The 12,879-nt window shown below is 40.6% G+C and carries 12 protein-coding genes and 2 pseudogenes; 9 read left to right on the top strand and 5 right to left on the bottom strand.

Annotated features, from left to right (window positions below):
- From AYJ08_RS02845 to AYJ08_RS02835, 3 genes are all read left to right on the top strand, one after another.
- On the top strand, positions 1 to 269 hold a 269-nt coding region (locus AYJ08_RS02845), incomplete at its 5' end, for a DHHA2 domain-containing protein (protein ID WP_369799658.1).
- Positions 270 to 465: 196 nt separating this feature from the next.
- On the top strand, positions 466 to 1,878 hold the full coding sequence (locus AYJ08_RS02840; RefSeq protein WP_064016513.1) for a hypothetical protein: 1,413 nt from the start codon (positions 466 to 468) through the stop codon (positions 1,876 to 1,878).
- A gap of 360 nt (positions 1,879 to 2,238) precedes the next feature.
- Positions 2,239 to 2,469, top strand: coding sequence for an aspartyl-phosphate phosphatase Spo0E family protein (locus tag AYJ08_RS02835; protein ID WP_031412221.1), 231 nt, complete (start codon positions 2,239 to 2,241; stop codon positions 2,467 to 2,469).
- A 726-nt stretch (positions 2,470 to 3,195) separates the two neighbouring features.
- Here AYJ08_RS02835 and AYJ08_RS02825 read toward each other — a convergent pair.
- Positions 3,196 to 3,561, bottom strand: a complete 366-nt coding sequence (locus AYJ08_RS02825) for a helix-turn-helix domain-containing protein (RefSeq protein WP_003338800.1) — start codon at positions 3,559 to 3,561, stop codon at positions 3,196 to 3,198.
- Positions 3,562 to 3,880: 319 nt separating this feature from the next.
- On the opposite strand from AYJ08_RS02825, the gene ytaF reads away from it, so the two are divergent.
- A complete protein-coding gene (gene ytaF / locus AYJ08_RS02820; protein WP_064016511.1) occupies positions 3,881 to 4,513 on the top strand; it encodes a sporulation membrane protein YtaF in 633 nt (210 codons plus the stop codon).
- Positions 4,514 to 4,680: 167 nt separating this feature from the next.
- Positions 4,681 to 4,785: pseudogene (locus AYJ08_RS24245) on the top strand (SDR family oxidoreductase); the annotation flags it as partial.
- A 185-nt stretch (positions 4,786 to 4,970) separates the two neighbouring features.
- Here AYJ08_RS24245 and AYJ08_RS02815 read toward each other — a convergent pair.
- From AYJ08_RS02815 to AYJ08_RS02800, 4 genes are all read right to left on the bottom strand, one after another.
- On the bottom strand, positions 4,971 to 5,855 hold the full coding sequence (locus tag AYJ08_RS02815; protein WP_064016510.1) for an EamA family transporter: 885 nt from the start codon (positions 5,853 to 5,855) through the stop codon (positions 4,971 to 4,973).
- A 107-nt stretch (positions 5,856 to 5,962) separates the two neighbouring features.
- The gene (locus tag AYJ08_RS02810; RefSeq protein WP_064016509.1) at positions 5,963 to 7,135 is read right to left on the bottom strand and encodes a pyridoxal phosphate-dependent aminotransferase; all 1,173 of its coding nucleotides are present in this window, start codon (positions 7,133 to 7,135) and stop codon (positions 5,963 to 5,965) included.
- Between the two features lie 47 nt (positions 7,136 to 7,182).
- Positions 7,183 to 8,820: a pyridoxal phosphate-dependent decarboxylase family protein gene (locus tag AYJ08_RS02805; RefSeq protein WP_064016508.1), complete on the bottom strand. Its 1,638-nt coding sequence runs from the start codon at positions 8,818 to 8,820 to the stop codon at positions 7,183 to 7,185.
- A gap of 430 nt (positions 8,821 to 9,250) precedes the next feature.
- Complete coding sequence (locus tag AYJ08_RS02800) at positions 9,251 to 9,616, bottom strand: helix-turn-helix domain-containing protein (RefSeq protein WP_031412215.1); 366 nt, start codon at positions 9,614 to 9,616, stop codon at positions 9,251 to 9,253.
- Between the two features lie 161 nt (positions 9,617 to 9,777).
- Between AYJ08_RS02800 and AYJ08_RS02795 the strand changes: the two genes are divergently transcribed.
- The 4 genes and pseudogenes from AYJ08_RS02795 to AYJ08_RS02785 form a co-directional block, all read left to right on the top strand.
- Complete coding sequence (locus AYJ08_RS02795) at positions 9,778 to 10,017, top strand: helix-turn-helix domain-containing protein (RefSeq protein ID WP_031412214.1); 240 nt, start codon at positions 9,778 to 9,780, stop codon at positions 10,015 to 10,017.
- A 52-nt stretch (positions 10,018 to 10,069) separates the two neighbouring features.
- Positions 10,070 to 11,368, top strand: a complete 1,299-nt coding sequence (locus AYJ08_RS02790; RefSeq protein WP_064016507.1) for a helix-turn-helix domain-containing protein — start codon at positions 10,070 to 10,072, stop codon at positions 11,366 to 11,368.
- Positions 11,369 to 11,371: 3 nt separating this feature from the next.
- On the top strand, positions 11,372 to 11,506 hold the full coding sequence (locus tag AYJ08_RS24700; protein ID WP_255365444.1) for a hypothetical protein: 135 nt from the start codon (positions 11,372 to 11,374) through the stop codon (positions 11,504 to 11,506).
- 252 nt (positions 11,507 to 11,758) lie between these two features.
- Positions 11,759 to 12,879: pseudogene (locus tag AYJ08_RS02785) on the top strand (DNA-binding protein); the annotation flags it as partial.

Raw genomic sequence — 12,879 nt, 5'->3', positions numbered from 1 at the left:
GTGATGTGAACGATGTATTAGCTAACCAGGCTGAAATTGAAGCGCATCTAACTTCTATCATTGAGAAAAAAGGCTTAGATATGTTCCTATTTGTCGTTACAGACATTCTAAATAATGATTCCGTTGGTCTTGCGGTAGGTCGTGCAGCAAAAGCTGTCGAGCAGGCATTCAATGCGACATTGGAAGATAACAAAGTGCTTCTAAAAGGTGTTGTGTCCCGTAAGAAGCAAATTGTACCAGTATTAACAGAAGCATTCAGCAAGATGTAATTCCAAAAAACTCATTTCCTCAATAAAATCAAGGCTTCCTTCGCGGTGTGATCGGCTGATTTCACAGAAAGGAAGCCTTCTTTTGTTTGTCGAAAAATATAAAATTTTACATTTTTTGAGATTTTAGTAGCGAATTCTCTGAAATAAATGTAAAATATAGTAAAATATTGATATTTCGTTAAAAAGGAGTGTTTACATGGTCGGGAGTAATCATGTGATGGTGCGATCGATACGGTCGGAAATTGAATATCGCATCAAATCATATAACTACACGCTTAGTAAACTCAGTGAATTGACTAATATCAATGCCGGGCACTTGAGTGGGTTCTTGAAAGGAAACCCTATTCGGGCATTAACTATTGATCAATTAAATGCGATTGGACGAGCTTTTGGAGAACCTACCGGATGGCTGTACGATTTATATGTAGAGGAATGCTTTCAAAGAGGGAAGGTCTCAAAGCGACGAGTAAGACCCTATCTGGTGCAATGTGCAGAGCTAGGGAGGCATGACTGTATACAGATGGTAATCCCGCAATTGTTGGAGGACCCTAAAAACATCGAGGTTCTCTTTGCTGTAGCAGAACAGCTTTTCTATAAGGGAAAACAGAAGGAATCCGCTTATTTTTACCAGTTGGTGGTTGATAACGAAAAAAATAGCCATTCAGAACGATCAGTTATCAGTCAATATCGTTTATTTCGGGCTCTACTTGGAAACAATGCCGAGGAAAATGGGAAAGCTGTCATTCGTTTCGAACCGTTTCGAAAGCGACTCTCGGAAGGTCACCAATTAGATGCGTTATTGCATCTAGCCAATGTGAGCTTTACTTTGCATAAATGGAAAGAAGTAGAGAAATATGCAGACGAACTAAGAGAATTGGCTACCTTAGTATATGAAAATGAACGAAATAAGCAGAAAAATAATAGAAGAGGTGAGCCTCTTAAAACAGAGCGACATTTGGTTGTCTATTATGGACAAGCCTATTTATTAAAGTCAGAAGCTTTAGAAAAGCAAGGCTTATACAAAAAAGCAAATGAGTACGCTGCTGGTTATGCTGATTTAGGCTGGTTTGATAATCTTGATGAAGTGGGTCAAAAGGAGGTACAGAAGTTCCGCTTATGGGCCCGCGCAAACAGATATACCTTTGACCTGCTCATGGGACAATTAGATATTCTTCCAGATTATCTTGCTTTTCTGGAGGAAAACCCAACGGAGCTTCTTGCCGGTCTAGTGACCATTGTTGAATCTGCAAATAAATATAATTTTACAATAGATAGCATCATAGAGAAGTTTTCAATAGAGATAAGCTGCTTTGATGAATACAAAGACACGATTAATGTCGAACGTCATCTGCGTTTCAGGTATCAGTTAGCTATTTACCAGTTCAAAAATGAACGTTTCCATAGTGGAATAGTCGAAACTCTGCGATGTCTCATTTTATCTACATCTACGAACGATCACAAGAATTTTATACGCTGCGTAACACTTTTTGAAGCACATAGATACCACGCAACAGAGCAACAGAAACAAGAGTACAAAAAAATTATGGAGGAGGTAAGGAATGATGAAAGTCTTTTTGCTTTCGCTGGTAATGATCTTTGGGTTGTGTAGTCAGGTGACAGTAGCAGAAGCAATGGCAAAAGATAGAGTGATTCAATACGATCATGGGATTGGTGGATAATAAATACCCAATATCCTATTTCTACAAAGCACACCTTCTATCAGGAAGGGTGCTTTTTTTTGCATGTAACCAAAGAAGATTTCTAGGAATATATCAGTAAAAAATTTTTTATGTTAAAAAATGGGTAAAATAGATTATTTTTACAGTATTTTTCAAAATGGGTTTTTTGGAATAATAGGTTATAGTGTAAATAAGACATTTGATCTAAAAAGGAGGAGGTCGATATTAAAGACATAAAAAAGGTAGAGGACGTTCTACTCTACCATAGGAAAAGAACGGCTAGAACGAATGTGAAATTCTCTGCTCCTATCAAATCTAGCAACCCCTTATCAGGGAAACGCATTCAAAGCTATCAGGCTGAGGATGAGCTCCACACGGATACTGAGAATCTCAGGAAAAAATTAGTCGAGCTTGTCTGCAAAGAAGGTACCTTCTCAAGCCTCGCAGTGTTAGAGATGAGCCAACAGCTAGATGAGTATATTGTCCATATGCAAAAAAGGATAAAATCCTATAAACACTAGTGTTGCCTGTTCAAATGTCTACGGTTCCTATTAGCGCGTATCAAGCTTGCTATTGCTTTGTCTAGTTTGTGCGCATGCACGCGATCTTGTGCGGCTTCGGCTAAAGGAAAGAAGCTGCGGATGCCGTACTCAGGCGGAAAAAATGCAGGCTAAGTACGAGGCAGCAACCAGCAAGCAAATCAAGAGGAATGCCAATCTTTTGTGCAGAAGATATCTAGGAAGCACCCATACGTTGGCAAACAACTACAAGTCTACCATAGGAGGCGAGACAATCCATACTTATTTCGGAACCATCACCGTAAATAGAACCCAGAACCATATGGGCGCCTTTCTCACGGTCCAAACAGTTACTTGTCAAACAAAATCCGCAATGATCCATGCCAATCCTAGTCGGCGCCCACCCTTTTACGTTGGTGGCGTTATGCTTACGACCATACAGCCCCCAACCATTTTTCCAGTTCCTATAAGTTTAGCCAATGAAATACCAGTTACGAAATAGTAACCGCGGCCGCATACTGTATCGTTTTTTCCGAATCTTAACTTTAGCAACACTCGGAGGTAAATGATAAGCAGAAGGTATAGACGTATCATTACGATAAAAATTTACATCCTTATTATATATCAGAAAATTCTGGAACAAAAGACGGATAACACATCATCATGGGCATTTTGTATGACCTGTAGTAATGACTGGTGAAGCAAAAGGCCCGTATCTAGTATACGAGCCTACTCGTCATGATTTTTCTGTTTTTGTTCTGCTAGATATGCTAGAAAACGGACATGCTCTAGTGCTTTTTGTTTATCCTCTTCCGAAAGCTTATCCAATTCAGATAGAAATAGTGCTTCAAATGCAGAATAAGGGCTGGCCGTTTCTTTGACTAGACCGGGGCGTCTGTTGTCAAAAAGAATGCAATCAGCAGATACCTCTAGCGCTTCTGCTAGACGGGAAATATCATCATGATTGGGATTTGTATAGGACCTTTCCCAGTTAGAAATCACTTGTGATGAAACATTTACACGTGCAGCCAACTCCTGCTGCGTCCATTTTTTCTGCTTTCGGAGAGCTTTGATTCGTAGTCCGATCGTTGGCATTCTTGTCACCTCTTTACCCAAATAATAGCAAGAACTAACGCATTTAGGTAGTTTACTAACGATAATTGAGAGGATGACAAAAAATAACAATTAAAGAAACGAGTTACGTTATTTGAATAGATACAAGCTTTTTTTTGGGAGCGTGCCAAAAGGTCTAAGCATGATTATTCGTGAACGTGATAAGCATGGAATATGATTATAAAAGCGAAAAGAAACAAACAGTGTTGATATTTTATCAACAAGTATGGAACCAAATGGCACTTTTTATCAACACTCCTAATACAATACAAAAAAACAGTGTTTAGGAGTGGAATGAAAAATGAATTGGTTTCTCATACTAGGATTTGCTGTTTCATCGAGTCTCGATAATCTCGGTGTTGGAATATCGTATGGAATACGCAATATTCGCATCGGCTTTCTTTCCAACTGTGTAATTGCTTGTATCTGCTTTCTTTTGAGTGAAATCGGGATTTATTTCGGTCAGCTACTGTCAGCTATACTGCCTGGAATACTTCCCGTTCTAATAGGGGCGCTGCTATTATTCGTCATTGGCGTTCGGATTATCTTATTGGCATTTCCTCGTAAAAAAATGGCTTTGGCAGTATCAAGCGAAGGTAGCGTGAACACCAAAAGCATCAAGGGCATCCTGCAAAATCCTGAAGAGGTGGATTTAGACAAATCAGGAGAAATTGGTATAGGGGAAGCGTTTATTTTGGGAATAGCCCTCGCTGCAAATGCTGTTACCAATGGTTTAAGTGCAGGGCTAATGGGCTTATCTCCGCATGCTATTTCGATAACTGCGGCGATAGGTAGCTTCATCACGGTCTGGGCAGGAGTTGCCTTAGGAAAAAAAGTAGCATCAGTCCGGATTGCTTCTTTCACCTTAGGTCAATTCGGCACCATCATAAGTGGAGTGATGCTTTTGGTGATCGCGGCTAACACTTTGTTGTAGCCTTTAACAAACATGTTTGACAAGAAAAGCAACTGCTTGGGGCACAGCAGTTGCTTTTTGCTATGGATAGTCGATGCAGTCTCGTATGTTGAAAAAACAGGAACGAACAAGAAAGGGAGTATCATATACACCTACTTTCTTTTGGAAAGTAAATATATTTTTATCCTGCCGAAACCTCTGGAGGTTCATTTCTGGAAATGGACGTAGATCAAGCACGGCAGTTGTTTGATCATAAATTTTGGGGGCAATACTACGCCGCTAAATATGGAGCACACAGGGAGTGATGTATTTGCTCCACAATGATTTTGTTACTGATTTTGTTACAGGGACAACCTTGCATATTGAAGGCGGACATATTCTTCTATAACCTAAAAACCCCTTCTCGTAGAGGCATAAAGCATGCTTATCTATGAGAAGGGGGACTGTCTAATAACCAGATTTCGTTCCAGTCGTGGGCCTACATGCTTGATCTGGCACGAGCTGTAAAGTGAGCTAGCTGTGGAAGGGCAATGCCGATAAAAATGAAGCCTACGCCTATCCATTGCGATGCAGAGACCGCTTCTTTTAAAATCAGCACAGATAAAATAACGGTAACGGGTAATTCGGCTGTCGCTAAAATCGTAGCCAGTCCCGAGCCGATTTTTGGAATCCCAATGGAAAAAGCAATCGAAGGAATCACAATACTAAAGGTTCCTAAGGCTAGTGCATATTTCCATAGACCTTTTTCCAGCGCTCCATCGTAGAGAAAGGTTGGCGGGAAAACCATGAGTATAAGCACTAATGCGCCAGCTATCAGGAATACACTTCGAGGAAAAGGCGGAACTTCCACGGCCACTTTTCCACTTACAAACAGATAACAAGCAAAAGAGACGGCAGACAATAATCCAAGAAGGATACCGCTTAGTTCCAGGCTTTGAATGGATTGCTCCAGTAAGCCGCCGGAAAGAGCAGTACCGGCTAGCAAGAATAGAACAGAAATGATTTTTTCTTTTGACGGTAATGTCCTGGTAGAGATGGCCTCAATAATGATGCCGATCCAGACAAATTGAAAGAGCAAAACAATGCCGATAGAAGCGGGGATTGTTTGCAATGCAGCATAATAACAAATGCCGGTGAAGCTGGCTGATGTACCGGCAAAAAATAACGCAATCGCTTTTTTGAGTGGAACTCTTTGTCGAAAAAATAATAAGGTAAGGACAAGCAATAAGAGCCAGCCGGTTACATATTGGCTGCCAATTACCTCGCCTAGTGTAAAACCCATCTGGTAGGCAAACTTTACAAATATGGCTAATACCCCAATGCTACAAGCTCCTGCTAACACTAAAAAGGAATAACGAAACAAATCGAGCCTCCGTGTAAATGAATAATTTTAGGATGTAAGCTGAAAAAGCTTTCCACACGCCACGCACCACCATCTAGGCGGTGCTGTGCTCGTCTTCATCAGCCTTCTTATGTTGCTGCGCTTACTTTTAGCTGTTGCAGACGTGCAATTACCTCTTGCAGCACCTCGATGTCCTTAACCAGTGCAATACGCACATATCCTGCACCGCCAGCGCCAAATCCACTGCCGGGTGAAAGGAGAATGCCTGCTTGGTCTAAGAGATAGCTTACGAAATTCCGATCGCCCATTTCTTCATACTCGCGAGGAATCTTTGTCCAAAGAAAGAAGGATGCCGGCGACTTTTTAACCTCCCAGCCTAACTTTTGCAGCTCTGGGACAAAATAATCCATGCGCTCCTGATAGCGTTTCGTCTGTTCAGATGCGTAGTATTCCATCTGCTCAAGCGCATCTATGGCAACACATTGGAAGGGCAGGAACATTCCAAAATCAACATTGAATTTCATCGTTCGCAGCCCCTGCAATACGTGTTTATTCCCCAAAGCAAAGCCAATACGCCATCCTGCTACGTTGCAAGATTTACTTAAGCTATACAGCTCAACAGCCACATCCCTGCCTCCCGGTAAAGAAAGAATACTAGGAACCTCAACACCATCATAAGAGATTTCAGCATAGGCTAAATCATGGATGATCACAAAATTAAATTCCTTTGCCAGAGCAATGGCTTCTGCCAAAAACTCTTTCGATAACACAGTTGCCGTTGGATTCCCAGGTGAGCAAAGGACCATCACCTTGGCTTTTTGCAAATCTTCCTGAGAAATTTGTGATAAGTCTGGTACAAAGGTTTCTTTTTCACATGGAAAATAAATAGGAACTCCGCCTACTAAATGTAAACAATTCGTATAAACGCTGTAAGAAGGGGAGGGGACAAGGACGCTGTCTCCTTCATCTAATAGAGCAGACAGCAGATAATAGATTCCCTCTTTTGTCCCCAATACATCTAAAACCTCTGTTTCATCACATAAGCTGACTTTAAATCGGCGTGCGTAATAAGAGGCAGCCGCTTTTTTTAGCTTTTTCCCAACGTCTGGAGTAAAATCACCATAGCCATGATAACTGGGATTTGAGATATATTCCTTTAGCTTTTCAATCAATTCTGGATTCGGGGAACCATCTGGATTCCCGATGGCTAAGTTAATAACAGGGCGTGTTTGCCTTTGTAATTGCTCCTCAATAAAGCTAAATGCATCCTCTGGCAGGGTTTGGATATAGGTTCTTGCCATGTAAAGGCTCCTTTCCCGATCATTTATTAACCTTCCTGATAAAAGAATTAGCGGATTGGTTTTTCTAGGAGACGATTTTCAACTACAATTTCTCCTGAGATCACTTTCATTTCAAATTCATAGATGCAGGCGGCTAATTTACTGACAATCTCTGAGATATGATCCTCTGAAAATAATGACATGGGATAAAGTAAAAATGCAGTCTTCATGCTATCGTCTGGATTCACTTTAAATTCTGGTACAATACTAATTAAAGGAACCTCATGCCCTTTATTGGTTTCATTCCAACAATATTGAATGAATGTTTTCGCAATTTCGCTTGTATCGAAGTGGGAGGAATGTAAGCGAATCCGATTAAAGGCAATCTGAAACACAAGCTCCCATCCTAAAGAGGCATCATTAATGACAGAGATACCGCTTACCTTTTCAAGCGCATCCTTAAATTTCATATGTAACGTATGTAGCTGGACTAAATATTCCTGAAATCCTACTCTTCCTAACCGGTTCATTGCCACCCAAGCAGCGGCGATCCCGCTAGCAGGACGAGAATTTTCGATCGTATAGCGATAGGCGCGGAAGTTACCGAATTCATAGTCGTTTTCTCCATAGGTATAGGAGCCTTCATTTAAACGGTTAAAGCATTCATCCGTTTTGGAAACAAAAAAACTTGTTGAATAGGGGCACAAACCATTTTTGTGCATATCGACACCAAACGAATCAAATCGGGAAACACCTTTTACCTTTTCTACTACTCGCTTAATTTTGCGGCGAATTTCAGCATTTTCGATTTTTTGTTCCCATTCGTTATCACTTACTCCCATAAAAGTAAACCACAGCCAGCCAATAACGCTATCTAAATGAAAATAGGGAAAATAGGTTTGCTTCGTTTCTGCAAATACCTGCTCAACACACTGATATACCTCATTCGTATCATCACAAGCGAAGTTAATCGTGGTTCCGCCGCAACATACAACGGCGGCAATCCGTTTTCCTTTAGCGAGCTGCTCGTGCAGAACCTGTTTTAGCTTCGTTACATCCATGCGCCAATCCTCTGTGGTACCAATACGGATGCATTGATCCGCTCCTAAACCAAGTATGGAACAAACATGCTCAACACAATAGTGTGCGCCTTCATTTGTTAAGACCACGAGATCATTGGGAATCCCTTCACGTCTTGATTCAGGAGCAATTTTGGAAATGGCTGATTTGATCGCGTAGAAAAGTGTTAATTTTCCACCATTGCAAGAAATTCCATGTGATTGCTCCCAGCCTACTAAACGGCCGATCCCTCTGGCTATGCGTTGTTCAAATAATATTGTTTTGCCGCCAAAGGCATCCATTAAACTGTTGGAATTATATAATTGCGTCATTGTTGTCGCTGCTACAGTATCTAACAAGGGTGAGGGCACCATATTAAAGAGCGAATAGGGGGAGTGCGGACGAATACTGCCTTCAAACATTTCAGAAAGGCTCGTAAATACCTCTTCTGTATGTTTTCCCGTTTCCGGCATATAGCTTTTTTCTAGATCTTTCTTATAATGAAAGGTTTGGGCAGGAAATTTCGGATTTAGATGATTCGTAGCCTGAAGCTGTTTTTGCAGGAGGGCTGTCTTAGTGAAAAATGTTTCTACATTATCTTCGTATGGAAGTAAAAATTCTGTTTCTGGCTTTATGTTTTTGATCATATCGAAACCTCCAGTAAGAACTGCTAACTATCTTGTGATTTATAAATCAACCATTTAGATTTTGATTCAAGAAAGATCGCAAGCGATTCTTTTTGTTTGCATTAAGGCTGTTGTCTTATGTTGTATCCCTCCTATGCTAGATGAAAGAACGAAATGCTTGCATTGTGCTATGCATATAATTTCAGTAAACAGCAAATGGTCATACTATTTGAAATTATATTGCTTATAATATAACCTGAAATAGTCTAATTTGTCGATATTTGTATTTAATCATAATGAAATGAATTTATTTTTGCTAAATTTTTCTGAATTTTTGTTTATGTTTATTTATGAGGGTATCAAGCAGGTCTTATGTAATAGCAACGATAAAAAGAGGCGGAATAAGCCTGGGGTCTTTTGAAAATAAAAAAGCCCGCACATAACATGCGAGCTATTTGTCGTGATCCTGTTGTTGTTGATTTGCCAGATAGCGCAGGTAACGGATGTGTTCCAGCACCTTTTTTCTATCTTCTTCTGACAGCTGTTCCAATTCGGATAAATATAAGGCTTCAAAATCGGAATAGGGACTAGAAGCTTCCTTAACAAGCTTCGTATGCTTGTTGCCAAATAGCATGTAGTCAGCAGAAACGTTTAAGGATTTAGCGAGTCGATAAATATCATCATGATTGGGATTCGTGTAAGCTCTCTCCCAGTTAGAAATGACTTGTGCTGAGACGTTTACACGAGCAGCCAATTCCTGCTGCGTCCATTTTTTCTTTTTCCGCAGCTCTTTGATTCGTTGACCGATCAATGGCATTCTCGTCACCTCTTTACAAAAATAATATCAGCAACTAACGAATTAAGGTAGTTTATTAACGGAATTTGAGAAAGTGAAGAAAAAAGAGCATTGACAGTAACGTGTTCCGTTATTATGATATAGCTATAGGCTCCTAAAAATTGGAATGCGAGGTGCTACATATGGTTCATCAGAATGTCGAGAGAATCAGGCGGGCAAAAGGAATCACTAAGACGCATTTGGCAAAGATATTAGGTCTTTCATTACAAGGATACAGACATATTACGTGCGGACAGGTGAGACTTGATGTAGAACGCTTGCAGATTATTGCAAATGCATTAGACGTTGAACCAGGCATTTTTTTTGATGACAAACTAACGGATTCAGTTATAAAGTCTATGAACCAATCTAAAACAGCTTGAGAGCGAAAGAATCGTTAGAAATAACGGTAGAAGCTACAAAGGTGGGGAATGGATGAAAGGATTGGCTTTCCAATACCAAACGTTTGGAGAAGGAATGAGAAAACGCAGAAAGGACAGGAATTTAAGCCTGTCACAGCTATCCAAAATGACAGGAGTCAGCAAGGGGGTGATATCAAAAATAGAGTGTGGGGAAACCCGCAAACCCGAATGGCGAACCATTAAACCGCTAGCTATTTCCCTACAGATACCGTGGGAAGAAGTCATTGGCTACTATGCAGATGTGGAACGGCGCCCTAAGATTTTACTTGATTTGCTCTCCAAATCCATTTCATTACGACAAACCCCACTGATTAAAAAAGTAGCGTTGCGTTTTATTCAACTGCCAATGGAGGATAGTTACGAGCTCATGGAAAAGCTGTATGAGCGCTCCTGTTTGGTTAATGATCTTCCCTGCCGACTTACTTTATTCAATCTTATCGTAAGCTACGCTAGGGAAAGAGGGATGCAGAAATATCTGGCTAAAGGTCTGTTGCAAATTTATTTGGTGCAGCGGCAGGATTTAAAGAAGCTGGAAGAATCCTTTCAAATTGGAGAGGAGGTGTTGCATTACATTGTATTTTTGGCGCAGGAGGAAAGGATTGATTTCCTTTACAAATTGGCCCTGCAAGCCTATGCATTAAAGAAGTACGAAAAATGTATCGCCCTTAGTAAAGCAGGGATTCGAGAGGATCAAGGCAGTAGCGAATTAAAAGCGAGAGGCTATCTAGCTATGATTAATTCCCTTTCACGATTAGGGCGATACAAAGCTGTAGAGCGGCACCTAGAGCAATTTCAACAGCTTCCTTATTCATTTGTAACTGAGGCAACCTTACTAACAAGAGCGATTTTACACGCAAGGCGACAAGAATATCAATTGGCGATCCCATTACTCAAAGAGTGTTTAGACACAAGCAGTCCGTCTTCTAAAATTCATGTGGTAAATGAGCTTCTGGATATTTTCCTTACCATCAATAATGTGAAAGCCTGCGAAGAGTTATTTCATCAAGAAAAAGAGTGGCTGCATGTGAACCTGCAAACACCGTACAAGCATTTATCGGTAGGGAAATATTATCGGTTTAAAGGATTTCATCAAATCAAGGCAGGCTATGTGGATGAGGGACTTGAGAGTTACAGCAAGAGTCTGCTGGTTTATGCAAAACTAAATGCTTTTTTGGAAATGAATGAATGCATCAAGGATATCTTGACTCATTTTGTAGCTTGCTCGAAGGCTATTACGGTAAAGCAAATCGAACAATTGCAACGTGTGTATCAACAGATTGTTTCTGAAAACTATCAGAGTAGGGGTGCGTAATCTATGAAAAAAGTAATAGGTATGCTTCTGATGTCTGTAACAATGCTTGTGACGGTCACACTTACTGATTCAGTGGTTCCAGCACTAAGCGGGACAAGTCTTCAGGTGCAACCATCTGATTATGATCCAGGGTATTAAAATCTGCGTTTTGTAAAGCTGTAAATCAGCGAAACACAGGAGCGTTTGCCAGATAGCGCTCCTGTGTAAAAAAGGCAAGCAGCAGATGGACGTTTCGGTTATGAGGATAGGCTGTACGGAAACCTAAGTAGATAAGAGCGGCCGTTGTCCAGCTATCCAAGGCCGAATATAGTCCGATCGAATTTACGAGGTCTACAGGAGGTAACAGCTTTAGCCTACAAATAGATACGATTGCGTAAAAGGAGTGGTTACATGATTGATCGTAATCATGTTAGGGCGCGAACCATACGTACGGAAATTGAACGTCGTCTCCTATTACATGACTACACTCTGAGTAAATTAAGTGAGTTATCCCATATCAATAATGGACATTTAAGCGGTTTTTTGAATGGAAATCCTGCCAGGACATTAACGGTTGCACAATTAGATTCCATTGCAAATGTGTTTCATGAGCCTCCTGGCTGGCTGTATGACTTGTATATTGATGAATGCTTTCCAAAGGGAAGAGTATCGAGGAGAAGAGTATGCCCCTATCTGATTAGATGTGCCGAGCTGGGCAGACATGACTGCATTCAGCCAGTTGTCTCGGCCTTATTAGAACAACGCAAGAACATCGAAATCCTTTTTTATGTAGCCGAACAGCTATATCAAAATGGGAGGCAGGAAGAATCAATCTACTTTTATCAGTTAGTGATTGATAACGAAAAAGACAGCTATTCAGACCGATTTATTATGAGTCACTATCGTTTATTTCGCTCCTTGTAGGAAACCGATATGGAGGAAAATTGGAAGGCTGTTATCCGATTTGAAGCTTATCGCAAAAGATTATCTGAGCGTCATCAGTTGGATGCACTTCTACAGCTAGCTAATGTATGCTTTACATTACATAAGTGGAAAGAAGTGGAGAAGTACGGAGATGAATTAAGGAAATTAGCGACTCTGGTTTATCAAAAGGAGCTTTCTAAGCTAAAGAATAATCGATACTATCAGCCGCTTAAAACCGAGCGTCATTTGGTCGTTTATTATGGACAGGGATATTTGTTAAAGGCAGTATCTCTGGAAAAACAAGGGCATTACGAACAAGCCAAGGAATATGTCTCTGGCTACGCTGATCTTAGCTGGTTTGAACTGCTTGACGAATCTGGACAAGAAGAGGTCGAAAAATTCAATCTGTGGGCTACCGCAAACATGTATACATTGGACATGCTCATGGGAAATACAAGTGTTCTAGCTGACTACATTGCCTTCCTTGAGGATCATCCTACGGAAATATTAACCGGCGTAGTAACAATTATGAAATCAGCCAACCAGCATGGTTTTTTAATAGATCATCTTTTAGAGAAATTTTCGGCAGAAATACGTACCTTTGAACA

It is taken from the genome of Brevibacillus sp. SKDU10, from assembly GCF_001645205.1.
GTDB classification, from domain to species: domain Bacteria; phylum Bacillota; class Bacilli; order Brevibacillales; family Brevibacillaceae; genus Brevibacillus_B; species Brevibacillus_B halotolerans.
The sequence above is the reverse complement of the archived record's forward strand: the minus strand, read 5'-3'. Positions and strand labels throughout refer to the sequence as shown.

Coding starts and splice junctions, on each gene's coding strand:
- AYJ08_RS02795 (WP_031412214.1), top strand. CDS start 9,778: ATGGTTCATCAGAATGTCGAGAGAATCAGGCGGGCAAAAGGAATCACT.
- AYJ08_RS02800 (WP_031412215.1), bottom strand. CDS start 9,616: ATGCCATTGATCGGTCAACGAATCAAAGAGCTGCGGAAAAAGAAAAAA.
- AYJ08_RS24700 (WP_255365444.1), top strand. CDS start 11,372: ATGAAAAAAGTAATAGGTATGCTTCTGATGTCTGTAACAATGCTTGTG.
- AYJ08_RS02825 (WP_003338800.1), bottom strand. CDS start 3,561: ATGCCAACGATCGGACTACGAATCAAAGCTCTCCGAAAGCAGAAAAAA.
- AYJ08_RS02840 (WP_064016513.1), top strand. CDS start 466: ATGGTCGGGAGTAATCATGTGATGGTGCGATCGATACGGTCGGAAATT.
- ytaF (WP_064016511.1), top strand. CDS start 3,881: ATGAATTGGTTTCTCATACTAGGATTTGCTGTTTCATCGAGTCTCGAT.
- AYJ08_RS02805 (WP_064016508.1), bottom strand. CDS start 8,820: ATGATCAAAAACATAAAGCCAGAAACAGAATTTTTACTTCCATACGAA.
- AYJ08_RS02790 (WP_064016507.1), top strand. CDS start 10,070: ATGAAAGGATTGGCTTTCCAATACCAAACGTTTGGAGAAGGAATGAGA.
- AYJ08_RS02810 (WP_064016509.1), bottom strand. CDS start 7,135: ATGGCAAGAACCTATATCCAAACCCTGCCAGAGGATGCATTTAGCTTT.